Source organism: Chitinophagales bacterium, assembly GCA_017303835.1.
Classification (GTDB): Bacteria; Bacteroidota; Bacteroidia; order Chitinophagales; family Chitinophagaceae; genus JAFLBI01.
On the sequence record JAFLBI010000001.1, the window covers coordinates 1,132,641 to 1,158,481 of the forward strand.

Here is a 25,841-nt window from a genome sequence, read left to right on the forward strand (position 1 = left end):
AAAATTAACCCCGCAATTGCGGGGTTAGGTTATTTAAGCTTGTTCTGTTGGCGCGCCACCCTCTTGTCTGGGTTGCTGCTGTGGTTCAGGCTTTGGCATCAAGGCCTTGCGGCTGAGCTTGAATTTGCCAGTCTTATGGTCGATACCGATCAGTTTCACCTTCACTTTATCACCTTCCTTGAACACACCATCCATGGTTTCCAGACGCTTCCAGCTGATCTCGCTGATGTGCAATAGACCTTCTTTCTTCGGCAGGAACTCCACGAAAGCACCAAATTCCTTGATACCTTTTACCGTTGCTTCATACACTTCACCTACCTGAGGAACTGCAACCAAGCCCTTCACCCATGCCAAGGCTTTTTCCAAACCTTCTTTGGCTGGTGAGAAGATGCTCACTTCACCCACATTACCCACTTCCTCAATATTGATGGTTGTACCTGTTACACGCTGGATCTCCTGAATCACCTTACCCTGTGGTCCGATTACCGCACCAATGAACTCCTTATCAATGAAGAGTTTCTCCATTCTAGGTGCATGCGGCTTCACTTCTGGTCTTGCAGCAGGAATGGCCTCATACATCGCATCCAGGATATGGAGACGACCATTACGCGCCTGTGCCAATGCTTCACGCATCACATCCATGCTCAAACCGTCAATCTTGATATCCATCTGTACACCGCAGATACCATCACGGGTACCTGTTACCTTGAAGTCCATATCACCCAGATGATCTTCATCACCCAGGATATCAGTCAGGATCGCATATTTACCATCCGTTGCACGGGTAATCAAACCCATGGCCACACCACTTACGTGCTTTGGCAAGGGCACACCTGCATCCATCAAGGCCAGTGAACCGGCACATACAGTTGCCATTGAAGAAGAACCATTCGACTCCAGAATATCACTAACTACACGTACGGTGTAAGGATATTCATTGCCTGGCATCATCTGCTTCAGGCTGCGCATGGCCAAGTTACCGTGACCAACTTCTCTACGGCCGGGTCCGCGCATAGGCTTTACTTCACCTGTAGAGAAAGGAGGGAAATTATAGTGCAGAATGAACTTATTGTATTCGCTGCTTGCAGCACTTTCAATCAATAATTCATCTAAAGGAGTACCTAAAGTAACTGTTGTAAGTGACTGAGTTTCACCTCTTGTGAATAAAGCTGAACCGTGTGGTGTTGGCAGAATACTTGTCTCCATTGCCAGCGGACGAACCTGATCCAGCTTACGACCATCCAGACGGGTACGGTCATCCAAGATCATATCGCGTACCACATAGTACTGCAGATCACCAAAGTATTTTGATACCAGCTTTTTGTCTTCATCAGCCAGTTCACCAAGTGCTTCTTTCACTTCTGCGAGTAATGCAGCAAATGCATCACCACGCTCATGCTTAGAAGTGCCAGACTTGGCAATGGCATACATTTTATCCTTAGCCAGCTCGTTTACTTTTTTCTCCAGTTCCTCATTTGCATAAGGCTTAGGATAGTCGCGCTTACCGGTAATACCCTTCTTGGCACGCAGTTGTTCCTGCGCTTTGATCTGCACACGGATAGCCTCATGTGCCAGTTCGAGGGCCTTGATCAGGTCTTCTTCACTGCACTGGTTGCTCTCACCTTCCACCATCATCAGGTTCTTCTCGGTAGCACCAATCATGAAGTCCATATCAGCACGACCTAATTCGGTACGGCTTGGGTTTACTACGAAATTGCCATCAACACGGGCAACACGTACTTCAGAAATGATTTCTTTTACAGGAATATCTGAAACAGCCAGGGCAGCACTTGCAGCCAAACAAGCCAATGAATCAGGCATAACTTCCTTATCGCTGGAGATCAGGGTAACCAGTACCTGTACATCGCAGAGATAATCTTCTGGGAATAATGGGCGCAGGGCGCGATCAATCAGTCGGCTGATCAATACTTCGTAATCGCTCAGTCTTCCTTCACGCTTGAAGAAAGAGCCTGGGATACGGCCTGCACTCGCAAATTTTTCTTGATAATCTACAGTCAGGGGGAAAAAGCTCTGACCTTCTTTGGGTTCTTTATTGGCAACAACAGTAGCCAATAATACGCAGTTACCTTGTGTAACTGTAACAGCACCATCGGCCTGACGGGCCAATTTGCCGGTTTCTATGGTTACTTCAGCGCCATTGGGCAGCTGGAAGCTAACATTGATGGGATTTAATGACATGGTTCTTTGTGTTTACGACGACTTGAAGTGCAGCGCAATAGAGGCGCATCCAGATCGCATGATGAATAAATGAAACGGACCGAGGCCATGCAACAAAAAAGTATTCCCAACCGTCTCAAGCGTCAGTTGGGAATTACCTGTTACATGTGTGACAATTTTATTTTCTGAGACCCAGCTTTTCGATCAAAGCACGGTAACCAGTCAGATTGGTTTTCTGCAGGTAAGTGAGTAAACGCTTACGCTGACCAACCAGTCTCATCAGACCGCGGTGGGTGGAGAAATCTTTTTTGTTTGCCTGCAGGTGTCCGCTGATATGACTGATTCTTTCAGTCAGGTGAGCGATCTGGCCTTCAATAGAACCAGTGTTAGTGGCAGCGCCACCGAATTCTGCAAAAATGCTGGCTTTTTTTTCTTTAGTTAATGGCATCTCAATTTCTTTTAAATGCGTCTTTGTTGTTTCTTCTTTAATGTGGCGGCAAAGGTATGGGATTTATCGGGATTCCATCCAAACCTGAAGGCTTTTTTTGCCCAAAAAGGGGCAAAATGGCAGCAAACATACGGTTTATGCCTTGTTCAGCGTTATTTAGACGCACATGCAGCAGGCTGCATAATTCCTTGTCTTATACACAGAGATAACACATAAGATGTTCGCTGTCACTATTTTAGGTAATAATTCTGCCCTGCCGGCTTACGACCGGCACCCCACTGCCCAGGTAGTGACCCTGAATGATCAGTTATTCCTGATTGATTGCGGGGAAGGCACGCAAATGCAAATGGCCCGCTACAAAATCCGCCGGAGTAAGATCAACCATATTTTCATCTCTCACCTGCATGGGGATCACTATTTCGGTTTGATAGGCCTCCTCACCAGCATGGGCCTGTTGGGTAGGGATAATCCATTGCATTTGTACGCACCTGCTCCACTGGAAAAAATCATTGCCCTCCAACTGGAAGCAGCCAGCACCACCCTGCCCTTTACCCTGCATTTTCATCCCGTAACAAGGCCCGGACAAATTCTGGATAATCCCAAGTTCTCTGTAGAAGCATTTGCTACCCAACACCGCATTCCCTGCTTTGGTTATATCATCCGCGAAAAGCGTAACCCTAGAAGAATTCATAAGGAGAATGTAGTTGCGTACAATATTCCGGCTGCATTTTATGACCAACTGAAACAAGGTGCAGATTATGTAACCAAAGATGGTACCGTTATTCAAAATGAACTGGTGACATTACCCAATTTGGCGCCAAGGAGTTATGCGTTTTGCGCAGACACTATTTATGATGAGCAAATTGCAGAAACTGTTCGAGGTGTTAATCTCTTGTATCATGAAACCACCTATCTGGCTGATCAGGCGGAACGTGCCGCCAGCAGGTTCCATACTACTACCGCACAAGCTGCAGCCATTGCCAGTAAAGCCGGTGCAGAAAAATTACTGATCGGACATTTCAGCAGCAAGTATGAAACTCTCGATGCATTTCTTGCCGAGACCAAACAGTTTTTCCCACAAACACAACTGGCTACAGAAGGCACTACATTTTTAATTTAACGCATCAACCAAGTATAGAAAAAAGGAAACTCTGCCCGCCAGGCAGCTTCATTGTGTTGGGCCAATGGCGTGATGGAACGCCGGATATCATATCTTGATTTTGTCTGCAACAATTGAATCACACCATCCATATCATTCACTGTTTGCGCCCCCTCTCTTCCACCCGCATAGAAGTAAAATCGGGGCATCGAAGCCGTTTGAAAATTTTGTGTGAGCGCTTTCATTTCTGGAGCAATCCAGAAAGATGGTGAGAATACACCCGCACTGCCAAAGACTTCCGGATACTGCATTATTGCATAATAACTGATTAGTCCACCCATACTACTGCCTGCAATAGATGTTCCAGCAGGCCCTTTGATGGTTCTGTATTTAGCGTCAATAAATGGCTTGAGTGTTTTAGCGATGAAGTCAACATAGGCCTTGCCTTCCCCCTTACCAAAACGGGTATTATCGAATGCATTGTACTCTGTCAATCGCTTATCTCCACCATGATCTATGCCCACTACAATGCATTCTTTTTTCAGTTGTTGTTGCAAGCTATCCAGACATTCATCCACCCCCCACTCGCCAAATGGTGCTGTTTGTTCATTAAATAAATTCTGCCCATCATGCATGTACAGAACAGGATAAGTTTTGGATGAAGTCGCATAGCCCTTAGGCAGGTAAATCCAGATGCGTCTTTGTCTATTTAATTGTGGCATTTGAAAAGCAGTATCAATGATGCGCACCTGCGGTGAAGCAGTATATCTTTTGGCCTTGATGGGATAATCATCTTTCCAGCCGGCAATGGTAATTTCCTGAGTGATATCTGCATTCACTTCAATAACCCTGTCCGCTACATCAGCCCCATCAGCTTTACACTCTACTTTATCCCAAGCACCGCGTGTAAACTTGAATGCATAAGTACCCGGTGCTACATCTTTCAATACAATTACTTTTCTACCCCCTGCAGAAGGCTTGAGTTTGTATGCAGGATCAGCAGGTTGCCAATTATTGAAACTGCCGGCAACAAAAACATCATCATCCTTGCGCGTTGCAATATCTGTAAGGATGAGTCGCACACTAAACTGCGCCTGTGCCTGACACACCAAGAGCAATAAAAAGAATAGCAAACGATATTTCATATTTCTAATGTACGAATGATCCAAAAGAAAAAGCCCCGATGTTTTCACATCAGGGCCTGATCTCTTGAAATATTTTGTTAATCCAATATCTCTACATCTTTTGGATATTTTGCCTTATTAAAGACAAACAAATTGTCTGCAAGTGCAGCAGCTGTATTCAGGTTGGCAAAAGAAAAATCCACCACATTATTGCTCTTATCCAAAATTTTAGCGCGTGTGATAACAATCTTGGTCTTGTCTACGAAAAGATTGACCTTCTGAAAACTCTTACGTTTATCAACAGGCATCATTTCAATCTCATGAAAACTGCCCGCCGAGCTGACCAACTTATAAGTGAAGTCCTTATCATAAGAGCCGGCTAATAATTTTTGCGGACTCAGGGTCTGATTGCCTTCTTCCACAGACGTTACGGTAATGGTTTTGGCACCATCGTAACTATAGACATTGGTCGCATCGCACAACACTTCGGTTTTGCCCTGCTTCAGTACATATTTCTGTCCCTTTATAGAAATATCCCCAGTCTTGGTACTATTGAGTTTACCCTTGCTGGTAAATGACTTGATGGAGAATTTCGCTGTGATGCCTTTATATGATTTGAATTTGGCGCCAACTGCATCCAATACTTTTTTTGCTGCAGGGTCATTCTGTGCCTGAGTATTGTTAAACATCAAGGCCGTGGCCATCAGCAGCAGGAAAAATTGTTTCATTTTATAGAATTGGGTGGCAAATATACACGAGTCACGCTGAATAGACCAGTACAGCACGAATCGGTTTAAAACCAAAACGCTCCGTTCATCACAAAGTCTCGAGGTATTGCAGTAGTTCTGCTTCTGTTTTGAAGCGTACTTCCCGGGGTTTGCTGCCCAAATTAGGCCCAACAATGCCCGCCGCTTCCAGTTGGTCCATCAATCGGCCCGCCCGGTTATAGCCCAGTTTCATTCGGCGCTGTATCAAAGAAGTACTACCCACTTGATTTTGAACAATTAATCTGGCAGCATCTTCAAACAATGGATCACGGTCGCTAGCATCAAAATCTCTGCCCTCTGCATCTTTTTCATCCACATATTCAGGCAACAAGAAAGCCTGGGGATAGCCACGCTGATCACCGATGAATTCTGCCACACGCTCCACTTCGGGCGTATCCACAAAAGCACACTGCAAACGGGTGATTTCTCCATTATAACTAATGAGCATATCACCCTTACCAATCAACTGCTCAGCTCCGCCTGCATCCAGAATGGTACGACTATCGATTTTAGAGGAAACTTTAAATGCGATACGTGCAGGGAAATTGGCTTTAATGGTACCAGTAATGATGTTTACCGATGGACGCTGTGTAGCGATGATCAGGTGAATACCCACGGCACGCGCCAGCTGGGCCAGACGCGCAATCGGCATTTCCACTTCCTTGCCTGCGGTCATGATCAAATCTGCAAACTCATCTACTACTAATACGATGAATGGTAGGTACTGATGACCTTTTTCGGGATTCAGTTTTCTTGCAGTGAACTTATCGTTGTATTCACGAATGTTTCTGCAACCTGCTTCCTTCAATAAATCATATCGGTTGTCCATTTCAATACACAATGCATTCAGTGTATTGATTACTTTTTTGGTATCCGTAATGATGGCTTCATCTTCTCCGGGCAACTTAGCAAGGAAATGCTTTTCAATCACACGATACAAACTCAATTCTACTTTCTTTGGATCGACGAGTACAAACTTTAACTGCGAAGGATGTTTCTTATACAATAATGAAACCAGCAGTGTATTAATACCAACTGATTTACCCTGACCAGTGGCACCGGCCATCAACAAGTGCGGCATGCTGGCTAAATCGACAATAAAATTCTCATTATCGATTTTCTTACCAATAGCGATCGGCAGCGAAAAATGATTGTTCTGGAATTTCTCTGAAGCCAATAAGCCACGCATACTCACTACCGACTTGCGCAAATTGGGCACTTCAATACCAATTGTACCCTTGCCAGGAATTGGCGCGATAATACGAATACCCAATGCGGCCAAGCTTAATGCGATATCATCTTCCAAATTTTTGATACGACTGATACGCACACCCGGAGCCGGTACAATTTCATAGAGCGTTACTGTGGGTCCGATGGTGGCACTGATACGTTGAATCGTGATATCATAATTCTTCAGCGTAGCAATGATTTGGTTTTTATGTGTCTCCAACTCTGTTGGATCATGCACGATTTTATCATTGCTATGATTCTCCAACAAATCAAGTGAGGGATACTTATAATCTTTCAGATCCAAAGTTGCATCATACTTGGTATCCAAACCCTTTCTGCTGACTGCTGCTGCAGCCACAACCGCTTCTTCCACCCCTTCGTTAATTTCCAGCTCCATATCGGCATCCTCATCTGGTTCTTCCACTTCTTCTTCCAGTATCTCTTCTTCCACTGTCAATGATTCTTGCGTGTCTTCTATGTTGAGTGCTTCATTACCTAAATACAAATCATGTACGGTCTTTGCATCTGCGGGAGGAATGGCGGTAATTGCTTCAGGTAAAGCTTCTTTTTCTACCACATCAAAAGCCGGCTGCTCAGGTGCTGTGTCTTTAGGCATGATCACTGATATCGCACCACCATCATTCTTCAAGGTATTCTGGCTAACAGGTTCTTCAGGCAATGGGGGCTCGGCAATGGGTTTGCCGGCTTCATCCCAATCCATTTTCACCGGCTCAGCTTCAGGCTCAGGTGTAAAAGTCTCTTGTTTTTCCGCAGGCTTGATCCAATTAAACTCCGGCCAATGGAATTGTGGATTAAAACGCCAGATAAAATAACTGAAAGTGGCTAGCAGCAATAGAGCGCCTGTACCAACTTTACCAATCCACTTAATAAACCAACTATTCACCAATTCTCCCACAGCACCACCCCAGCTGAAAGCAGTATCAGGTGTTACAAATGCCATAGCCATACTAATCACCAATAAACCCACCAACACATATTTGATATTGCGGGAGAGATTGAAAATCTTTTTGCCAAACAAAAGATTAACCCCTAATACAAAAAAGAAAGTGCAGAAGAGATAAGCTGCAATACCAAATCCATTGAACATGAATTGATGCGCAGCATAAGCACCTAATACACCCAAGAGGTTGGTCACTTTTACATCAGCAGTAGCAAAAATGCGTACACCAAATTGATGCACTTTATCCTGATCATCCTGCCAGGTAAATAAATAAGAGGTAAATGCAATGAACAGAAATATGCCAAACAGCAGACTCACAGAGCCGGCAATCTTGGTAGTACGTTCGTCTTTCACTACTTCCGCTACGTTCACTTCTGCTTCCTTATCGGGACTCAGTTGCTCAGGATCGGGTGGCGGCGGTGTTTTTTTCCTTAATGAATTGGCCATGGGTACTCAGGTGTACAAATATAACGTTTGCCCATGCCCTATTCTTGTGAAAGGCCAGCTGTGGATTTCTTTTCCCATGAAGGGCTCCAAACCAAGTAAAAGTGGATAACTAAGCTTTTTTTACGCCAAGTGCCAGTAATACCCAACCAAGGATAAAGCAGAGTCCGCCAATTGGCGTAATAGGGCCAACCCATGAGAGCCCGCTCAAAACAAGCCCAGTTTTTACAGTGAGTACATATAAAGAGCCACTAAATAAAAGCATACCAGCTATAAAAAAGCGGCCAGCATTGAGGATAAATTTATTGGGATAGCTGGCGTAGAGCATACCAGTTAGCAATAAGGCCAAAACATGGAAGAATTGATATTTCACCCCAGTTTCAAATGTAGCAACAGCCTGCTCGCTTACGAGTTCTTTCAGTTTATGCGCCCCGAATGCACCCAGTGCAACAGCTAGTGCACCTAACCAAGCAGCTGTTTTGATGAATCCTTTATGCATGAGATTGTATGATTTGCTGTAATGCTTTTAAACTGATGTCTTTGCCTGCTAAATGGTGTATGGCCTGACCATAAAATGCTGCTCGCTCGGTTCTCTTAGCAATCAGGAAATCTTTTAATCCAGCATCGCTTAGATCTCTGATAAGTGGACGGTGAGCTTTTTCAGGTAGTAGCCTTTCTACCAAAACATCGATTGATTCATCGAGCCAGATGGTAATGCCTTGCTTATTCATCCAAGCCATATTATCATTGAAACAAGGTGTACCACCGCCAGTTGCCAGTACAAAGCTTTTCTTCTCCCCAAACCAACGTAAGAGTTTGGCTTCTGTTTTGCGGAAATACTCCTCCCCATCCTCATCGAATAATTCAGCAACGGTTTTGTCTTCCAGGTTTTCAATCAGGCTATCCAAATCATAGCCACCTGTCTTGAGCTTTTTTGCTAATTGCGTTGCCCAATAAGACTTACCACTCCCCATCAAACCAATCAAAAAAACCTTCATCTTATTTGAATGCGTTATACCCTGTAACATCCATACCGGTGATCAGTAAGTGCACATCATGTGTACCCTCATAAGTGATCACACTTTCCAAATTCATCATGTGGCGCATGATGCTGTATTCTCCAGTAATACCCATACCACCCAACATCTGACGTGCATCGCGGGCAATATTGGTGGCTATTTCACAGCTGTTACGTTTTGCCATGCTGATTTGGGCAGGTGTAGCGCGACCTTCATTCATCAATACACCCAGACGCCATACCAATAATTGCGCTTTGGTAATTTCTGTAATCATCTCAGCCAGCTTTTTCTGCTGTAACTGAAATCCGCCAATCGGTCTGTCGAACTGCACACGCTCCATACTGTAACGCAAAGCAGTATCATAACAATCCATTGCTGCACCCAAAGCACCCCAGGCAATACCATAACGGGCTTTAGACAAACAGCTCAAAGGACCTTTCAAGCCTTTTACGCCAGGTAAAATATTTTCTTTGGGCACTTTTACATTATCGAATACCAACTCACCTGTGGCACTGGCACGTAAGCTCCACTTACCATGTGTGGTTGGTGTGGTAAATCCTTCCATTCCACGTTCCACGATGATGCCCTGAATTTCACCAGCATCATTTTTAGCCCAAACCACAGCCACTTGTGCAAAAGGCGCATTACTGATCCACATTTTGGCGCCATTCAAAATCACATGGTCACCAGCATCTTTAAAATTGGTGACCATACCTGCAGGGTTACTACCATGATCAGGTTCTGTTAAACCGAAACAACCCAACCATTCACCGCTGCCGAGTTTAGGTAAGTATTTTCTTTTCTGTTCCTCACTGCCATAAGCATAGATTGGGAACATCACCAATGAGCCTTGTACAGATGCAGTTGAACGTACGCCACTATCACCACGCTCCAATTCTTGCATCATCAAACCATAGCTAATGTAATCCAGACCACCACCGCCGTATTCAACCGGCACGGTTGGACCAAAGCAACCCATTTCACCCAGCTGCTGCACAATCTGCTGCGGAAACTCCGCGCGCTGCGCATAATCTTCAATGATGGGCGAAATTTCCTTCTTCACATAATTGCGTACGGATTCACGAATAAGCTTATGCTCATCGGTCAGCAATTCATCGAGCAAATAATAATCGGGCGATTGGAAAGTGTCTGTTCTGGCAGCCATGATCGTTCTTTTAGCTTTGTTAAGGGCTTAGCGCTGCAAAAATAGGTGTCGAATGCCACCCGCTGATGCATTCCTCAGCTTATTTTACCTCCTGGGGCCATACCATTCAACAAACTGCCTACATTTTTTCCATGCCGGATGCTTAATTTAACCAAAAAACAACCCATGAGACCCTTACTACTGCTGACGATGATGGGCTTTTGCAGCCTAGTTTTGGCACAAAAAACTACCACTGAACCCAAGCCAATTGAGCAAATCAGGAAATACTATTTTGTAATGCTTACCAAGGGGCCAAAGCGCGATCAAGATTCAGTTACTGCTATGACGATTCAAAAAGGGCATATCGCCAATATTGACAGACTTTATTATGAAGGCAAGATTAAAGTAGCCGGACCATTTGGTGAAGCTGGCGACTGGCAAGGCATTTTCATTTTCGATTGTGCCACTAAAGAAGAAGTAGAAAAATTATTACAAACTGATCCTGCTGTTAGCGCTGGTCGGTTGAATTATATCATCAAACCCTGGTACACGGCACCGATGGGTAGTTTTGTACCGGGTATACCAAAGAAGGAATAACAAAAATCCCCCTGCAGAACTGCAGGGGGATTTTAATTTAATGGAGTGATTACCCTCTTCTCTGTTGCTTATTCGTTTGCTCTACTTCTTTGTTGATTTCTTCCACATCTACCTTACGTGATTTATTGTCACCCATCAGGTGCTCTGTGAAATAATCTGCCATACGCCAGAAGAAGTATTCTGTCATATCGCCAAAGCCATGACGCTGTGTTGGCAGCACCAACATATCAAAACGCTTATTGGCTTTGATCAATGCATTCACCACACGCATGGTATTCGCAGGATGCACATTGTTATCAATTTCACCATGCGCAAGCATCAGTCTACCCTTCAAGTTTTTCGCCAACTCTGGGTTTTTATCAATGCTGTATTGGAAAGTTGTGTCGCCCTTATCGCTGATGATTTCCTTCACACCATGGTGCTTCTCACTCCACCATCTATTGTAAATGGAGTTGTCGTGGTTACCTGCAGATGACACAGCTACTTTGAAGAAATCAGGATACACCAGCATAGCAGCAGTACTCATAAAGCCACCACCTGAGTGACCATGAATACCCACTTTAGTAATATCCAAGAACTTATGACGATCAGCCAGTTGTTCTGCAACAGCTTTCTTATCGGCCAAACCATAATCGCGCAGATTTCCGTACCCATAATTGTGGTACCACTTGCTACGACTTGGATGTCCGCCTCTATTACCTAATGTAACTACTACAAAACCCAACTGTGCCAAACGATCTGTACGATCCATACCGCGGCTGAATGCTTTATTCACAGCTTCGGTTTGCGGACCAGGATATACATACTCGATGATGGGATATTTCTTGGTGCTGTCGAAATCAAAAGGTTTATACATCACGCCATAAATATCTGTGATGCCATCATCTGCTTTTGCTTTAAATGTCTCTGGAAATTTATAGCCTGCTGCGAACAAGCTGCTTAAGTCGGCAGTTTCCAAATCCAGAATTTTTCTACCATCAGCAGCAAAAAGAACTGATTTAGGTACCGTATTTACGCGAGAGAAATTATTCACCACATAACGACTGTTGTCATCCATGCTGGGTGAATGATCAAAATCGCCGGGTGTCAATAGCTTCAATCCTGTACCATCGAAATTGATGCGGTAAGCATGCAGGTAATAAGGATCTTCATTGGCTTCTTTACCATTGGCCGAGAAATACAATACGCGGTTCTTTTCATCAATACCGAGAATATCTTCACAATGCCAAGGACCTGATGTGATTTGATTTTTCAGTTTACCATTCTCATCATACAGATAGAAATGTCCCCATCCATCATCTTCACTCCATTGAATCAATTCCTTACCACCATTCACTAAACCGGGGCGCTTGATCTCAACATAGGTATTCAAACGCTCTTCAATCAAGGTCTTCACATCGCCGGTCTGCACATTCGCTATACAAAGATCAATACGCTTCAAATCGCGACTGGTTCTGCTGAAATAAAACTGATTACCATTCCCCAACCAAATGGCAGGGCGATAATCATCATCTCTATTGCTCATTTTGGCAGGCTCAGACCATACACTCACATCCTGATCTTTGAACATACCTACTGAAATCTCACGAGATGTTTTAGATGTAAGATCAAACACCAGCAGATGCTCTACAGGTGCATCTTTTTCACCGGGCATCCAATACTTATAGGTTTCCAAAGTTGGGCGCGGATCAGCAATGCTGTTGATGACCCAGAGGTCCTTTACTTTTCTGTTATCGACACGGTTTAGTGCGAAGTATTTAGAATCGGGCGACCAGAAAACAAATACTGGTCTGCGCTTCATTTTGTTTTTCTCTTTGTCAACATTGCTATCACCAGAACCAGAGAGGTTACCATCATTATAGTAACCAAAGTTCTCAATACCATCTTTGGTTAACTGATAATCTACAATAGTGCTATCATCTTCATTCTTGACAGCTTTCTCATAGTTGGCTTTATCCATCCAGTAGAGATTGTTGTTTCTACCAAAAAGAATAACATTACCATCAGGAGAAATATTTGCCCAGCTTGGCTTACGCTTTGGCTTTTTGAAATCATTCAATTCTACCAGCTCACCAGTGTTGATATTATACTCAAAGTAGAACACCTTCTTTTCTTTTACTGGAGGTGTACCTTTTTTGGCTGTAGAATCTTTCTTCTCGATTTCTTTGGTGCTCTTTACCTCAAACTGAATCCAGTTTTCATCGCGTACAAAACGCATACTGTCGATATTTAGGTGCTGAGCATCCATTGGATCATCAGTAATGCGCGTAAGCTTGGCAGCAAGTGCAGCATTATCAAACAATACTTTCTTCTCACCCTTGGCTGCATCTACGATATACCACTTCTTACCTTCTGTGGTTTGATACATATACCAGAAGCGATCAGATTTCTTCAACCAATGCGGATCAACGGCCGTACTAAAGACCATCTTTTCCAGCTTTTTAGGAGAGAAACGTGCGGCCAATGCATAATTGGCTTCTGAAACGGGGGTTTGGGCTTGTAGCGCCAATCCGAATACGAGCAAAACTGCCACGAACAAGGATCTCATATGCGATTGATTTTGGGGCAATGAAAATAGGCCTTTCGTTTGTTGAAACGGTACCATTTATCAAAAAATCAATTGCAGCACTTACTTTGCAGGAAATATTGGACGATGGCCCCATTTGAAGCAAGTCTCGATTATGCACGCAAAGCGGATCAGGCAGATGCCCTACACCATTTTAAAGCGCAGTTCCACTTTCCGCACCATAATGGTAAAGAAGTCATTTATTTCTGCGGCAACTCGCTGGGCTTACAGCCAAAATCTGCGCATGCTGCTATAGAAACAGAGTTAAAGACTTGGCGCGAGCAAGCGGTAGGGGGTTATTTCAATGGTGCCAATCCTTGGTTGTACTATCAGGATTATTGCAAACCGGCTTTGGCCAAAATCATGGGCGCATCTAATGAAGAGATCACTGTGATGAATGCCCTTACGGTGAATATGCACCTGATGATGCTGAGCTTTTACAAGCCAACATCTACCCGATACAAGATCATGTTGGAAGCAGGTGCATTTCCATCTGATCAATATGCAGTAGAAACCCAGGCCAAACATCATGGATTCAATCCCGATGATGCCATTATTGAAATTGCCCCTCGTGCCGGAGAAAAAACACTGCGCACAGAAGATATTCTGCAAGCAATTGAAGACCATAAAGATAGTCTGGCCCTCACCATTTTTGGAGGCATCAATTATTATACCGGACAATTCTTCGATATTCCCACCATCACGAATGCAGCACAAGCTGCTGGCGCTATTGCTGGCTGGGATCTGGCACACGTAGCAGGTAATATTCCTTTGCAGTTGCACGATTGGCAGATTGATTTTGCCATCTGGTGCAGTTATAAATATTTGAATGCCGGTCCGGGTGCTGTAGGCGGTGTATTCGTACACAACAAACATGCACAACAAACAGATGTAAACAGAATGGCCGGCTGGTGGGGTAATGATGAAAAGACCCGCTTTAAAATGGAGAAAGGCTTTTATGCCAAACCAGATGCGAGTGGCTGGAATATCAGTACGGCACAAGTCTTCAATACAGTTTGCTTGAAAGCATCATTGGAAGTTTTTGATCAAGCAGATATACATGCACTACGTGCTAAGAGCATTCAGTTAACCAACTATCTGGAGTATCTTTTGCAGCAATTACCCAACCTTCAATTTGAAATCATCACACCAGCGGATCCGGCACAACGTGGTGCGCAATTGAGTTTGTATTTCCCCAATAACGGCAAAGCCATTCACCAGAAAATGATTGAAAGCGGCATTATTGTGGACTATCGTGAACCAGGTGTAATACGAGTAGCTCCTGCACCGCTGTATTGTAGTTTTGAAGACGTTTACTCATTCTATGAAATTTTGAAAAACAACTTTTAATGTCTAAACACATTCACTCCTACTTAGCATTGGGCGATTCCTACACGATAGGTGAATCTGTTCCCTTGCATGATAGCTTTCCCTATCAAGTAGTACAATTGCTGCGTAAGCAGGGCATTTCTTTTCATGCTCCGGAGATTGTGGCCAAGACTGGCTGGACGAGTTCAGAGTTAGCTGAACATTTACTGCACCACAACTATGAAGAGCAATATGATTTTGTGACATTGTTGATTGGTGTGAACAATCAATACCGCCGCTGGTCGATGGATGATTACAAAAGCGATTTTGCATTTCTGCTGAAAAAAGCCATTCATTTAGCACAGGACAAAAAACACCACGTAGTGGCATTGTCCATTCCTGATTGGGGTGTTACGCCTTTTGCCAAAGGAAGAGATGCTGCACAGATTGCCAAAGAGATAGACGCTTTCAATAATATTAATCACGATATCGCACAAGCTGCTGGTGTACATTATGTAGAAATCACCAAAGGCAGCAGACATGCGAAAGAAGACAATAGCTTACTTGCCGCTGACGGATTACATTATTCGGGAAAGGAACACGCAAAATGGGCTGAGCAAGTGGCATTCATTTTTCAAAAGATGATTCAGGCAGGTAAATAGCTGCTCATTTCTACCTGATATTGCGCGGCAATGGTTCTTGCCTCTGCTGCAAAGTTTTCATCTACGGCAGCATAAATTATTGCGCGACTGGCATTCACCAGCAATCCGCAGTCTTTATTTAAGCCATAGCGACTCACATCGGCCAAACTACCACCCTGAAAACCTACGCCGGGCACCAGCAGAAAGTGATCGGGAATAATCGAGCGTATATTCTCCAACTCGAAAGCCTTGGTAGCACCTACCACAAACATCAAGTTATCTGGCGTGCCCCAATTGGCTACGCGCTCCAATACTTTTTCATACAAAGCTTTGGGCCTGTTGCCGCCAATTATATTGGGCACTAAATTTTTGTCTTCTGTCTCTTCCACCAGCAATTGCTGAAAATCATTACTGCCTTTGTTGGAAGTGAGACCTAAAACAATGGTCACTTTATCTGGATACTCTAAGAAAGGTCTTACGCTATCCTCGCCCATGTATGGCGCTACAGTTACTGCATCAAAAGGTAACACTTCAAAGAATGTCTTGGCATACTGTGCAGATGTGTTGCCAATATCTCCACGCTTGGCATCAGCAATCTTGAAATGCGTATCCGGAATATAGTACAGGGTTTCTTCCATAGCTTCCCAGCCCTTGATACCCATGGACTCGTAGAAAGCCGTGTTGATTTTATAGCTCACACAAGCATCTTTGGTCGCATCAATAATGGCTTTGTTGAAAGCCACTACTGCATCGGGACGATGACGTAAATGCGCCGGAATCTTTTCTATATCGGTATCAAGACCTACGCAGAGATAACTGCGCTTCGCTTGTATTTGTGCAACCAGTTGCTGACGGTTCATGCCACGAAACTAAGATTTGCAAACGACTTGATGAATAGGCTGCTGTAACTAGCACCATAATACTGACCTGGACTGCGCTCAGAGCTACCCTTCTGTTTAGCTTCTACCGCTATCCGTACTCTTGGCCCCGCATCAGCAGGATATCCCACTTGCCACCAAAACCAACCAAAAACCGTCAAGGCTATAAAAAAATGTCGCACTGAAACAGCACGACATTTTTCTGAAGCCAAACTTTTCGCTTTTGGTTTTTTGACTTTTTGCTTTTGACTTTTTGCTTTTGACTTTCCCTTATTACTTTAATACACATATACTTGATAACCCCAAGCCGGCAGCGACATAGCTGTGCCTGATTTCAAATCTGCGGCTTTGTCGGTAAACAGTTCCTTAGCCTTACCGTCAATCAATGCATTATTGATGGTAACAGTCTGCGCATCCTTATTCAAGTTGAGCAATACAAATACTTTCTTGCCGTCTTTCTCACGTACAAAAGCATAGATGGCTGCATCCTTATCCGTTGTAAGTTTGGTGAAGCCCGCATTCGCTGCTAAAGCTGCATTGTCTTTCCGCAAATTGAGTAGCTTTTGATAGAATGGCGCTCTGGCAAATTTGCCAAACTGAATCGTATCCTTTTCAAAGAATTCAATCTTTTTCAGGTGCGGTTCTTCTTGTCCGCTATAGATCATTGGGATGCTGCGCTTCATGGTTTGGGTTAACACAGCAAATGGCGCATGCACATCACCCGGCATAGTACCATAATCTGCTTTGTTCCAGCTGTTCTCATCGTGGTTACTCGTGAAATAGAAACGCATGGCATTGGCAGGGAAACTTGTATCCACCTTGTTCACCACACTATCGAAAGCATTGGCTGTTCTGCTGCCATCAGCTACTTTCTTGAGCATGGCAAAATCAGCCCAAGCATAGGTTGCATCAAAACCTGCGGTGTGACTGCTGGCTTTATCGGCTTCAGCCAACATGAAAATATTCTTCAGTTTCTTCAGCTCTGGGATGGCTTTCGCCCAGAAAGCATCGGGCACTTCACCTGCTACATCGCAACGGAAACCATCAATATCCGTTTCACGAATCCAGTATTGCATTTGTGCAATCATGGTATCGGCTAAAGCCGGATTGTTGTAATTGAGTTTGCGCGTATCTGTCCAATCAAATTGGTAAGCTGCTTTCTTAGTCACGCTATCAATCACATAAAAATCAGGATGCTTTTCCAACCAATAATGATCTGCACCGGTATGGTTAGGCACCCAGTCGATGATCACTTTAAAACCCAAGTCATGCGCTTTCTTCACCAAGGCTTTCCAATCATCCAATGTGCCGTACTCAGGATTGATAGCGGTATAATCACTCACTGCATAATAACTGCCGAGTGTACCTTTTCTATCCACTTTACTGATAGGATTAATCGGCATGAACCACAAAGTCTGCACACCCATTTCCTTCAGACGATCCAGATGCTTGCTGAAAGCAGCGAATGTGCCTTCAGGTGTATACTGACGAATATTGACTTCGTACACATTGCCCTGTAGTATCCACGCTGGATGACCATCTGTAACAACAGTATCTAGATTTGGCGCTTCCGTCTTGCCTGAATTGCAAGAAACAGCCCATACACTTGTTACTGCCAAGAGCAGCAACCATGAAAGTTTACGCATAATGATAATTTGAGCCTACAAATTAGCACAAAACAGGCAGTAAAAGAACTGAGCAAAATCAGGCCACAATTGCTATTGAACACCTTTCTTTGCAGCAAAGCCTGCCGTATGGAAAAGAAGCCCATGTATTATGCAGATTACCTGCATTTGGATAAAGTATTGGATAGTCAGTACCCTGTGAGTTTTGAAGCAGGCAATACGCCCGCACACGATGAAATGCTCTTCATCTCTATCCACCAAGCCTATGAAATCTGGTTTAAGCAAATCTTGTTTGAATTGGACTATTGTGAGCGCATATTCAACCAATCCCATATCAACGACAATTCTGAGGACTTGAACCTGGTGCGTCACCGACTGCAACGCATCACGCGGATTCTTGCTTTATTGAACCAGCAAGTGCATATTCTGGATACGATGACGCCGCTGGACTTTCTGGAATTCAGAAACCTGCTCACGCCTTCTTCCGGTTTTCAGAGCATGCAGTTCAGATTAATTGAAGCAAGACTTGGGTTGCAATTACAAAAGCGCCACCATGCAGACTATTACAAGCGCACGAATGAAGGCGGCTTTACGCAGCACGATTATCAAACCATTACAAATACAGAAGAGAAACCAACATTACTGCAATTGGTGAACAATTGGTTGGAGCGCATGCCTTTCTTTGATGAAACATTCTGGCAAGGCTATGCTTCTGATACGCCCACTTCTTTTGTGCAGCATCCTTTCTGGAATGATTACCGCCATCGTTATTTCAGCGGATTAACGGAGCGGGAACAAGGCAAGATTGATGATTTTGATTTTGTCTTTTTTGAAGCCAATCAGGCCAATCTGTCTGAAGAGCAACAACAAATCCTGCGCAGTCAGTTTACACCCAAAGCCCTGCGTGCAGCTCTATTTATTATGCTGTACAGAGATTTTCCGGTTTTCCAAACCTCTTACCAGATTTTAGATGCATTGATTGAAATAGACCATATGCTGAGCAACTGGCGACACAAGCATTTAATTATGGTACGCAGAATGATTGGCATGCGCGTAGGTACCGGTAATACCAGTGGTGCCGGCTATTTGGAAGGCGCTTTGAGTAAGCATTACATATACAAGGACCTTTCAGGGTTATCAACCTACCTCATTGAAAGAAGAAGATTACCACAATTGCCAGAAGCATTGATCAGGAGTTTGGGATTTGGGTTCTAATCAAATATTCGGTTAACGAATAAACAGTTTCAAACAATCTAAACTGACTGGCTAATTTTATTTCCGTAACATTATTGATGCGGAATAAAATCTTTGCAATATTATTTGTCATTGCATTTTGCAATAGTTGTAAACCTGTTTATCTCATACTGATGGGTGCCAAGCCTGCAAGAACAGAAACTGAAACATCGGTACTGAGCTGGCTGCATCAAAACATAGATACAGGTATTCAGGCAGTGTCTGTGCTTACCCTAGCACCAGAAGGCTTTCCACAAGCATTCGAGGTAAACCCTATCATAATTACCCAAAACAATACCTGCATTTTATACAACGGATGCACACAAACCCAGTGCTTCAAAACACTGGCAGACCTGATCAAAAATTATCAGACTGAAAAAGACATCAGTAACACACCGGTATTGCTGCAGCAAAAACTATCTTTTGCAAAAGACACTTTTAAAGTAAAACCCTACCTTAAAACAATTGAGGGGAAGTCTATCGAAAATTTACCTGAGCATACAATCATATTACCCTTTGCCCTTTTTCTTGGTAAGAACCCGCAAAGTAAAGAACTGCTGGAATTCATTCAGGCTGCAAAAGCAAATCGACAAATTAATTGGACAATCCGCTATCTCTGCATCGATAAGCAAGCATGGTGGGGAGAAGCATGGAACCGAAAAATTGAAATGGGGTTGAACTAACCCAAAGGCCAGGCTTATTAACAATTCCACAACATTCAGGAATAATTTTCCATTCTGCCGAACAAAGTCTGGAACTATATTTGTGTACTCCCCTGATGGAATAGTGACCTATTCAAACCTAGCAAACAAAAACGTATGAAACCATTCAAACGCGTGGGCCTTATTGCCGGCCTTGCCACTTTGCTGTGTACCCAGCTAACAGCACAAAAACCTTTACCGACTGATGCACAATTGAGAACCGGAAAACTGGCCAACGGACTCACCTATTACATTCGCCAGAACAAAGAACCACGCAACCGCGCCGAACTGCGTTTGGTGGTGAAAGCGGGCTCAGTTTTGGAGACCGACCAGCAACAAGGCCTTGCTCACTTTGTGGAGCACATGGCATTTAACGGTACCAAGAATTTCAAAAAGCAGGAGCTGATTAATTTCTTAGAAAAAAGCGGTGTCAACTTTGGCGCCGATCTGAACGCATACACTTCTTTTGATGAAACAGTGTATGAATTGCAACTGCCTACGGATAGTCCCGCAGTCTTCAAAAAAGGCTTTCAGATCCTGAAAGACTGGGCCCATGAAGTGAGCTTTGAAGGCACTGAGATTGACAAAGAGCGAGGCGTTATTTTGGAAGAGCGTCGTGTTCGCCGCAGTGCAGGTATGCGCATGCTTTATAAGTGGATGCCTGTGGTATTGAATGGCAGCCAATATGCCAAGCGCTTACCTATTGGCGATTCAATGGTACTGACCTCTTTCAAGCATCCAACACTGAAGCAATTCTATACAGACTGGTATCGTCCGGACCTGCAGGCTGTTGTACTCGTTGGCGATTTTGATGTAAACGAAGTAGAGAAAATGGTAAAAGCCACTTTCAGCAGCATTCCTGTAAAACCAAAGAAAGCCAAGCCTGAGTTCGGTATCCCTTCCCATACAGATATCAAACGCATTGTTGTAACAGATCCTGAACAGCAGTTCAATATAGTGCAGGTAATGTATAAGCAAGGCAAGGGCAAACCTGTTGTAACAGATGCCGATTATAAGAAGAGCCTGGCTAGAAATCTCTACAATGAGATGGTGAATACCCGCTTACAAGAATTATCACAAAAGCCGGATGCACCTTTCCTCTTTGGTTCATCTTCTTATGGAGAGTTGATTGGCGATGTAGCTAGTTATACTTTAGTAGCTGTTGCAAAAGATGCCCCTTCGATTGATAAGGCAATGGAATCTTTACTGACAGAAAACGAGCGTGTAAAAAGATTTGGCTTTACGCAATCAGAACTTGACCGTGCGAAGAAAGCTTTACTGAGCAATATTGAGACCCGCTACAATGAGCGTGAAAAAACCAATAGCCGTGCATTTGTGGGTGAATATGTAAATCAATTCCTGAAAGGCAGTATTGCTACCAGTATTGAAACAGAATTCAAACTACACCAGGAGTTGGTTCCTTCTATCAAACTGGATGAAATAAATGCACTAATCAAAGAATGGTTGAAACCAACAGACCGAGCAGTTGTTATACAAGCGCCTGAAAAAGATGCAGATAAACTGAAACCCGCTGATGTTTATGCTGGCATGTTGAATACTGATTTCAGCAAAGGCTTGAAAGCTTATGAAGATAAAGTTGCTAAAGGCGGTATGATGCCGAATAAACCTGTGCCAGGCAAGATCATTGGCGAAAAGAAAATTGCAGAACTCGGCGTAACTGAATGGACACTGAGCAATGGTGCGAAAGTGGTTTTCAAGCCAACAGATTTCAAGAATGATGAGATTCAGTTCTCTGCAATTAGTCGCGGGGGCTCTTCCTTAACACCGGATGCAGACTTCATTACTGCAGACAATGCATCTCAATTAGTGCTGGTAGGTGGTATTGGTGAGATGAGCTATATGGAAATGCAGAAAGAAATGACTGGTAAGCAAGTACAGGTCTTCCCTTCTATCCGCAACTATAGTGAAGGCATTGGCGGTAGCAGCACACCCAAAGATTTTGAAACAGCTATGCAATTGCTGCACTTGTATTTCACTGCACCACGTAAGGATGAGAACATGTTCAATGTGATCAAGATGCAGATCAATGCCATCATGGCCAATAAGAACAACAATCCTCAGGCTGTATTCAGCGATACACTGGAATATGTATTGGGCAGCTATCATCCACGTACCAAACCATTCGAAGCTGCTATGGCTAGTCAGATGAATTTGGATAAAGCCATGGAGATTTACAAAGCACGTTTTGCCAATGCTGGTGATTTCCTCTTCACTTTTGTAGGTAATATCAATCCGGATCAGTTCCGTGGTTATGTAGAAACTTATATCGCTTCTCTGCCTTCTAACGGACAAAAAGAGGAATGGAAAGATTTGGGCATTCGTTATCCCAAAGGTTATTTAGAGAAGAAAGTGTTTAAGGGTAAAGAACAGAAAGCTTCTGTGCAATTGATTTATACCGGTGATGCGCAGTACAGCGATGAAGAATCCATGCAACTGGATCAAACCGTAAAAGCGCTTAACATCAAACTGCGCGAGATTCTGCGTGAAGAAAAAGGCGGTACTTATGGAACAGGTGCCAGCGTGGATATGCGCCGAGTACCTGTAGGTAGCTACAAAATCACCATTGGCTGGACTTGTGCTCCTGACAAAGTAGAAGAACTGGTGAAAGCAGCACTGAATGAGATTGAGAAAATCAAGCAAAATGGCGCTACCAAGGATGATGTGGAGAAAGTCATTGCGGAAGACACCCGCGGATTGGAAAACCGTGTACGTGAAAACGATTACTGGTTGAGCAACCTGGAAGACAAGTTCTATTTCGGGGAAGATCCTACCCTGATTCTGAAGGACAAGGAGACCTTGAAAAAGCTGACACCTGCCAGAACCAAGGAATTGGCCAACAAGTATTTCAATAACGGCAATATGATCAAAGCCCTGTTGTTACCTGAGAACAAATAAGGCAAGCTATCGAAAAACAAAAGCCATTCTTCGGAATGGCTTTTTTATTGCTCGAAGGCTTCACGTAACTTTACCAAGCTTATGATACGTCAATCAATTTTCATCAGTTATTGCCTCATTGCACTATTGGGCTGTAGTACCCAGCAAAGCTTGAGTCCCGCCGATAATGCATTGGATGCAGGCAGAGAATTCATCGATGCCCAATTGAAGGGCGATTTTGCCAAAGCTGCTTTTTATATGCTGGATGATGCTAAACAACACGCATGGCTGAAAACAGTGGAAGAAAATTACCGTAAGCTTGATCGAGGCGGCAGGCAACAATCACGTGAAGCATCCATCAATATTGCCGGCGTGCAGGAAAAACATGCAGACACTACCTTGATTCAATACAGTTATTCCTTCGATACTTCACCTAAAACCTTGTTGGTGGTAAAAAATAACCAACAATGGAAAGCATTGCCCGCATTCCCATGAGCTTATTGAAAAATATATTACTGGTGGCCGCAGGCGGTATGACAGGTTCTGTATTGCGGTATCTGGTAAGTACACTCGTCAAACATGAAAGCTTTCCCAGCGCAACACTAATCGTTAACCTCACCGGCTCTCTGCTCATTGGTTTAATCATGGGCTATCTGGCACAGAAACACCATCTGGGCGATTGGCGACTCTTTCTGGCAACCGGTATCTGCGGTGGTTTTACCACTTTCTCTGCTTTTTCCTGGGAGAGCATACAATTACTGGAGCAACAAAGATTCGGCACGTTTATCTCTTATAGTGTGCTAACTTTAATAGGCGGTTTTACCGCAACTTTTCTGGGTTACTGGCTTATGAAACAATATCAATGAATCAACTATGTTAACCGTATTACATCCCTGGCATGGCATCCACCCCGGAGCCAACGCCCCAAGAGTCGTGAACACCATTATTGAAATACCACAAGGTTCACGTTGCAAATATGAAATTGATAAGGACAGTGGTTTATTGAAATTAGACAGGGTTATCTATTCTTCATTCTACTACCCCATTAATTACGGCTTTATTCCGCAAACCTATGGAGGTGATAAGGACCCGTTGGACATCCTTGTTATTACTTCCTTGGCTGTACAACCACTCACCCTCATGGAAGCCAAAGTAATTGGCGTGATGCAGATGGTAGACAGTGGTGATGCAGATGATAAACTGATAGCAGTTGCTGCACACGATCCTTCTGTGAACCATTATAACAATATTGAAGAATTGCAACCCCATTTCTTTGAAGAACTGAGACATTTCTTTGAAGAGTACAAGAAACTCGAGAACAAAACCGTAGTAGTGGAAGAGTTTGGAGATAAAACTTCTGCATTAAAAATTGTAACCGAAGCTATCGACTATTACAAAGAAGTTTTCGGCAAAAAAGCATGATCAAAATGGATACCAATACCATCCTGCTACTGCTGATTACCGGATTGGCAGCGGGCATGCTTAGTGGACTGATTGGCATTGGTGGGGGTATCCTCATTGTGCCAGCATTGGTTTACCTTCTGGCATTCTCTCAGAAAGCAGCACAGGGGAATTCGCTGGCCATCTTGCTATTACCCGTAGGTTTATTAGGCGTTATTCAATATTACAAACAAGGTTATGTGGATTGGAGAGTAGTTGGGCTGGTAGCATTGGGCTTTGCGCTGGGTAGTTACTTCGGTAGTAAATTGGCGTTATCCTTATCAGACCTCATGTTGAAAAAGGTTTTTGCCATAATTCTGCTCCTGCTTTCCTTAAAAATGCTGTTTCTGGATAAGCCTAAGAAAACCGCAGAAACACTGCCTGGCCAGTCTGAAAAAATCCATAAAACCTGATTTTCCAAAATAAACCCGCCCCCCTATCTTTGCGCAAATTCTGAATGCAATGGAAGCTCAACAACAATCAAGAACCAAGTACTGGGTTTACTGTTTTATCTGGACCGCAATCATGCTGTACATGCTTTGGGACCCAACATTCCGTCCATTCTTCTGGTTGGCCCTGCCTGGTGCAACTACCTATTTCGCTTTGGGCATGGACCTGATTTAAGTATCTAATGATTTGAATATACCAATCCCCTTGCAGCAATGCAGGGGGATTTTTCTATACATCATATTCTGTTTCCAACACTTTGTGTAATCGCTTAATAATCCTTAACCGATGTGTGCGTTCACCAGATTCACTATTTACAATACCCTGATGATCTATATAATCAATGCGCACGCGACCATAAGCATGCATTACCTGATGATCATTCAATAACAAACCTACGTGCACGATACGCCCTTCTGGATTATCAAAAAAAGCCAGATCACCACAATGGGCTTCCTGGAGAAAACCAATACTATCACCAAGTTCTGCTTGTTGATATGCATCACGTGGCAGTTGAATACCCATAAAACGATAGACCTGCTGCACAAAGCCACTGCAGTCTATGCCCAATGGTGATCGTCCGCCCCAGAGATAAGGTGCATTCAAATATTTATCCGCAACCCATCGGATAGTTTCTTTATTCTCGTGCGCCATAGAACTATTCCAGAATCGGCCCTCATAAACAACCTGATAGCGTCCAATCTGCGCCTTTCCATGATCAAATAAATTCAATGGTGCGCCAAAAGGCATCTGCATCGGCTGTTCCTGAAAACTAATTTCTCGCCAGAGATCACCATTTAGCAAATTGGTTTGGCGTAAGGCCGGTATTTCATCTATTGGTTCAAGTTGATTGCTAAGGCACCAACCTTCATAGCCATCGAACAATAAACGGATTCTTGAAAAAGTATGACTAGTTTCTAAAAGCTGTACAGTTTCACCAAATAATAACTGACTGCACATTTCAGCAGTTGGTTGCGCAGCTGTATACAGGGGGGCAACAGGTACAATACAAGCAGCATATTCCATACAGCAAATTCTATTGTAAGTTATGGAATTTCAGCGGCTGTGCATCTATCAAAAAAGCAGTACATTTCTT

24 protein-coding genes are annotated in these 25,841 nt (G+C 43.7%); 12 read left to right on the top strand and 12 right to left on the bottom strand.

The window, feature by feature from the left end:
* Positions 1-33 precede the first annotated feature (33 nt).
* Complete coding sequence (locus tag J0L83_05145) at positions 34-2,199, bottom strand: polyribonucleotide nucleotidyltransferase (protein MBN8663935.1); 2,166 nt, start codon at positions 2,197-2,199, stop codon at positions 34-36.
* A 157-nt stretch (positions 2,200-2,356) separates the two neighbouring features.
* Positions 2,357-2,626 (bottom strand): 30S ribosomal protein S15, encoded by a 270-nt coding sequence (rpsO, locus tag J0L83_05150; GenBank protein ID MBN8663936.1) that lies wholly within the window; start codon positions 2,624-2,626, stop codon positions 2,357-2,359.
* Positions 2,627-2,843: 217 nt separating this feature from the next.
* Here rpsO and J0L83_05155 point away from each other — a divergent pair, with 217 nt between their 5' ends.
* Positions 2,844-3,746: a ribonuclease Z gene (locus J0L83_05155; GenBank protein MBN8663937.1), complete on the top strand. Its 903-nt coding sequence runs from the start codon at positions 2,844-2,846 to the stop codon at positions 3,744-3,746.
* Here the strand turns inward: J0L83_05155 and J0L83_05160 are convergent.
* The 6 genes from J0L83_05160 to J0L83_05185 form a co-directional block, all read right to left on the bottom strand.
* Positions 3,743-4,870 carry a hypothetical protein gene (locus J0L83_05160; protein ID MBN8663938.1) on the bottom strand — a complete coding sequence of 376 codons (1,128 nt, stop codon included), beginning with the start codon at positions 4,868-4,870 and terminating at the stop codon, positions 3,743-3,745. The genes J0L83_05155 and J0L83_05160 overlap by 4 nt on opposite strands.
* Before the next feature lie 77 nt (positions 4,871-4,947).
* Positions 4,948-5,577 carry an outer membrane lipoprotein carrier protein LolA gene (locus J0L83_05165; protein MBN8663939.1) on the bottom strand — a complete coding sequence of 210 codons (630 nt, stop codon included), beginning with the start codon at positions 5,575-5,577 and terminating at the stop codon, positions 4,948-4,950.
* A gap of 88 nt (positions 5,578-5,665) precedes the next feature.
* Positions 5,666-8,254: a DNA translocase FtsK gene (locus tag J0L83_05170; protein ID MBN8663940.1), complete on the bottom strand. Its 2,589-nt coding sequence runs from the start codon at positions 8,252-8,254 to the stop codon at positions 5,666-5,668.
* A gap of 109 nt (positions 8,255-8,363) precedes the next feature.
* The gene (locus J0L83_05175; GenBank protein ID MBN8663941.1) at positions 8,364-8,750 is read right to left on the bottom strand and encodes a DUF423 domain-containing protein; all 387 of its coding nucleotides are present in this window, start codon (positions 8,748-8,750) and stop codon (positions 8,364-8,366) included.
* The gene (locus tag J0L83_05180; GenBank protein ID MBN8663942.1) at positions 8,743-9,249 is read right to left on the bottom strand and encodes a shikimate kinase; all 507 of its coding nucleotides are present in this window, start codon (positions 9,247-9,249) and stop codon (positions 8,743-8,745) included. The genes J0L83_05175 and J0L83_05180 overlap by 8 nt, the downstream gene beginning before the upstream one ends.
* A gap of 1 nt (position 9,250) precedes the next feature.
* The gene (locus J0L83_05185) at positions 9,251-10,435 is read right to left on the bottom strand and encodes an acyl-CoA dehydrogenase family protein (protein ID MBN8663943.1); all 1,185 of its coding nucleotides are present in this window, start codon (positions 10,433-10,435) and stop codon (positions 9,251-9,253) included.
* A 165-nt stretch (positions 10,436-10,600) separates the two neighbouring features.
* Between J0L83_05185 and J0L83_05190 the strand changes: the two genes are divergently transcribed.
* Complete coding sequence (locus tag J0L83_05190; protein MBN8663944.1) at positions 10,601-11,011, top strand: hypothetical protein; 411 nt, start codon at positions 10,601-10,603, stop codon at positions 11,009-11,011.
* Positions 11,012-11,060: 49 nt separating this feature from the next.
* Here the strand turns inward: J0L83_05190 and J0L83_05195 are convergent, their stop codons facing one another.
* Positions 11,061-13,559, bottom strand: a complete 2,499-nt coding sequence (locus J0L83_05195) for a DPP IV N-terminal domain-containing protein (protein ID MBN8663945.1) — start codon at positions 13,557-13,559, stop codon at positions 11,061-11,063.
* A 105-nt stretch (positions 13,560-13,664) separates the two neighbouring features.
* Here J0L83_05195 and kynU point away from each other — a divergent pair, with 105 nt between their 5' ends.
* Both kynU and J0L83_05205 read left to right on the top strand, forming a co-directional pair.
* The gene (gene kynU, locus J0L83_05200; protein ID MBN8663946.1) at positions 13,665-14,927 is read left to right on the top strand and encodes a kynureninase; all 1,263 of its coding nucleotides are present in this window, start codon (positions 13,665-13,667) and stop codon (positions 14,925-14,927) included.
* The gene (locus tag J0L83_05205) at positions 14,927-15,547 is read left to right on the top strand and encodes an SGNH/GDSL hydrolase family protein (GenBank protein MBN8663947.1); all 621 of its coding nucleotides are present in this window, start codon (positions 14,927-14,929) and stop codon (positions 15,545-15,547) included. The genes kynU and J0L83_05205 overlap by 1 nt, the downstream gene beginning before the upstream one ends.
* Here the strand turns inward: J0L83_05205 and pyrF are convergent.
* Positions 15,532-16,386 carry an orotidine-5'-phosphate decarboxylase gene (gene pyrF, locus J0L83_05210; GenBank protein MBN8663948.1) on the bottom strand — a complete coding sequence of 285 codons (855 nt, stop codon included), beginning with the start codon at positions 16,384-16,386 and terminating at the stop codon, positions 15,532-15,534. The two genes, J0L83_05205 and pyrF, sit on opposite strands and share 16 nt — an antisense overlap.
* Before the next feature lie 296 nt (positions 16,387-16,682).
* On the bottom strand, positions 16,683-18,050 hold the full coding sequence (locus tag J0L83_05215) for an alpha-glucosidase C-terminal domain-containing protein (protein ID MBN8663949.1): 1,368 nt from the start codon (positions 18,048-18,050) through the stop codon (positions 16,683-16,685).
* Between the two features lie 108 nt (positions 18,051-18,158).
* Between J0L83_05215 and J0L83_05220 the strand changes: the two genes are divergently transcribed.
* From J0L83_05220 to J0L83_05255, 8 genes are all read left to right on the top strand, one after another.
* Positions 18,159-19,244 (top strand): tryptophan 2,3-dioxygenase, encoded by a 1,086-nt coding sequence (locus J0L83_05220; protein ID MBN8663950.1) that lies wholly within the window; start codon positions 18,159-18,161, stop codon positions 19,242-19,244.
* A 152-nt stretch (positions 19,245-19,396) separates the two neighbouring features.
* Positions 19,397-19,945, top strand: a complete 549-nt coding sequence (locus tag J0L83_05225; GenBank protein ID MBN8663951.1) for a hypothetical protein — start codon at positions 19,397-19,399, stop codon at positions 19,943-19,945.
* A gap of 135 nt (positions 19,946-20,080) precedes the next feature.
* Complete coding sequence (locus tag J0L83_05230) at positions 20,081-22,879, top strand: insulinase family protein (GenBank protein ID MBN8663952.1); 2,799 nt, start codon at positions 20,081-20,083, stop codon at positions 22,877-22,879.
* A gap of 81 nt (positions 22,880-22,960) precedes the next feature.
* Complete coding sequence (locus J0L83_05235; GenBank protein ID MBN8663953.1) at positions 22,961-23,353, top strand: hypothetical protein; 393 nt, start codon at positions 22,961-22,963, stop codon at positions 23,351-23,353.
* Complete coding sequence (gene crcB, locus J0L83_05240; GenBank protein ID MBN8663954.1) at positions 23,326-23,724, top strand: fluoride efflux transporter CrcB; 399 nt, start codon at positions 23,326-23,328, stop codon at positions 23,722-23,724. Before J0L83_05235 ends, crcB begins: the two co-directional genes overlap by 28 nt.
* 7 nt (positions 23,725-23,731) lie before the next feature.
* The gene (locus tag J0L83_05245) at positions 23,732-24,280 is read left to right on the top strand and encodes an inorganic diphosphatase (protein ID MBN8663955.1); all 549 of its coding nucleotides are present in this window, start codon (positions 23,732-23,734) and stop codon (positions 24,278-24,280) included.
* Entirely contained in the window at positions 24,277-24,711 is a 435-nt protein-coding gene (locus tag J0L83_05250; protein MBN8663956.1) for a sulfite exporter TauE/SafE family protein, read from the top strand. The genes J0L83_05245 and J0L83_05250 overlap by 4 nt, the downstream gene beginning before the upstream one ends.
* Positions 24,712-24,760: 49 nt before the next feature.
* The gene (locus J0L83_05255) at positions 24,761-24,922 is read left to right on the top strand and encodes a hypothetical protein (protein ID MBN8663957.1); all 162 of its coding nucleotides are present in this window, start codon (positions 24,761-24,763) and stop codon (positions 24,920-24,922) included.
* A gap of 54 nt (positions 24,923-24,976) precedes the next feature.
* On the opposite strand, the gene J0L83_05260 is transcribed toward J0L83_05255, so the two are convergent.
* Entirely contained in the window at positions 24,977-25,771 is a 795-nt protein-coding gene (locus J0L83_05260; protein ID MBN8663958.1) for a C40 family peptidase, read from the bottom strand.
* Between the last annotated feature and the right edge of the window lie 70 nt (positions 25,772-25,841).

What these genes read in the sequence shown, in the direction of transcription:
- J0L83_05170 (MBN8663940.1), bottom strand. Translation starts at nt 8,254, where the DNA reads ATGGCCAATTCATTAAGGAAAAAAACACCGCCGCCACCCGATCCTGAG.
- J0L83_05235 (MBN8663953.1), top strand. Translation starts at nt 22,961, where the DNA reads ATGATACGTCAATCAATTTTCATCAGTTATTGCCTCATTGCACTATTG.
- crcB (MBN8663954.1), top strand. Translation starts at nt 23,326, where the DNA reads ATGGAAAGCATTGCCCGCATTCCCATGAGCTTATTGAAAAATATATTA.
- kynU (MBN8663946.1), top strand. Translation starts at nt 13,665, where the DNA reads ATGGCCCCATTTGAAGCAAGTCTCGATTATGCACGCAAAGCGGATCAG.
- J0L83_05250 (MBN8663956.1), top strand. Translation starts at nt 24,277, where the DNA reads ATGATCAAAATGGATACCAATACCATCCTGCTACTGCTGATTACCGGA.
- J0L83_05145 (MBN8663935.1), bottom strand. Translation starts at nt 2,199, where the DNA reads ATGTCATTAAATCCCATCAATGTTAGCTTCCAGCTGCCCAATGGCGCT.
- J0L83_05195 (MBN8663945.1), bottom strand. Translation starts at nt 13,559, where the DNA reads ATGAGATCCTTGTTCGTGGCAGTTTTGCTCGTATTCGGATTGGCGCTA.
- J0L83_05175 (MBN8663941.1), bottom strand. Translation starts at nt 8,750, where the DNA reads ATGCATAAAGGATTCATCAAAACAGCTGCTTGGTTAGGTGCACTAGCT.
- J0L83_05190 (MBN8663944.1), top strand. Translation starts at nt 10,601, where the DNA reads ATGAGACCCTTACTACTGCTGACGATGATGGGCTTTTGCAGCCTAGTT.
- J0L83_05245 (MBN8663955.1), top strand. Translation starts at nt 23,732, where the DNA reads ATGTTAACCGTATTACATCCCTGGCATGGCATCCACCCCGGAGCCAAC.
- J0L83_05205 (MBN8663947.1), top strand. Translation starts at nt 14,927, where the DNA reads ATGTCTAAACACATTCACTCCTACTTAGCATTGGGCGATTCCTACACG.
- J0L83_05260 (MBN8663958.1), bottom strand. Translation starts at nt 25,771, where the DNA reads ATGGAATATGCTGCTTGTATTGTACCTGTTGCCCCCCTGTATACAGCT.
- J0L83_05230 (MBN8663952.1), top strand. Translation starts at nt 20,081, where the DNA reads ATGAAACCATTCAAACGCGTGGGCCTTATTGCCGGCCTTGCCACTTTG.
- J0L83_05155 (MBN8663937.1), top strand. Translation starts at nt 2,844, where the DNA reads ATGTTCGCTGTCACTATTTTAGGTAATAATTCTGCCCTGCCGGCTTAC.
- J0L83_05220 (MBN8663950.1), top strand. Translation starts at nt 18,159, where the DNA reads ATGGAAAAGAAGCCCATGTATTATGCAGATTACCTGCATTTGGATAAA.
- J0L83_05165 (MBN8663939.1), bottom strand. Translation starts at nt 5,577, where the DNA reads ATGAAACAATTTTTCCTGCTGCTGATGGCCACGGCCTTGATGTTTAAC.
- J0L83_05180 (MBN8663942.1), bottom strand. Translation starts at nt 9,249, where the DNA reads ATGAAGGTTTTTTTGATTGGTTTGATGGGGAGTGGTAAGTCTTATTGG.
- J0L83_05215 (MBN8663949.1), bottom strand. Translation starts at nt 18,050, where the DNA reads ATGCGTAAACTTTCATGGTTGCTGCTCTTGGCAGTAACAAGTGTATGG.
- J0L83_05255 (MBN8663957.1), top strand. Translation starts at nt 24,761, where the DNA reads ATGGAAGCTCAACAACAATCAAGAACCAAGTACTGGGTTTACTGTTTT.
- J0L83_05160 (MBN8663938.1), bottom strand. Translation starts at nt 4,870, where the DNA reads ATGAAATATCGTTTGCTATTCTTTTTATTGCTCTTGGTGTGTCAGGCA.
- pyrF (MBN8663948.1), bottom strand. Translation starts at nt 16,386, where the DNA reads ATGAACCGTCAGCAACTGGTTGCACAAATACAAGCGAAGCGCAGTTAT.
- rpsO (MBN8663936.1), bottom strand. Translation starts at nt 2,626, where the DNA reads ATGCCATTAACTAAAGAAAAAAAAGCCAGCATTTTTGCAGAATTCGGT.
- J0L83_05225 (MBN8663951.1), top strand. Translation starts at nt 19,397, where the DNA reads ATGGGTGCCAAGCCTGCAAGAACAGAAACTGAAACATCGGTACTGAGC.
- J0L83_05185 (MBN8663943.1), bottom strand. Translation starts at nt 10,435, where the DNA reads ATGGCTGCCAGAACAGACACTTTCCAATCGCCCGATTATTATTTGCTC.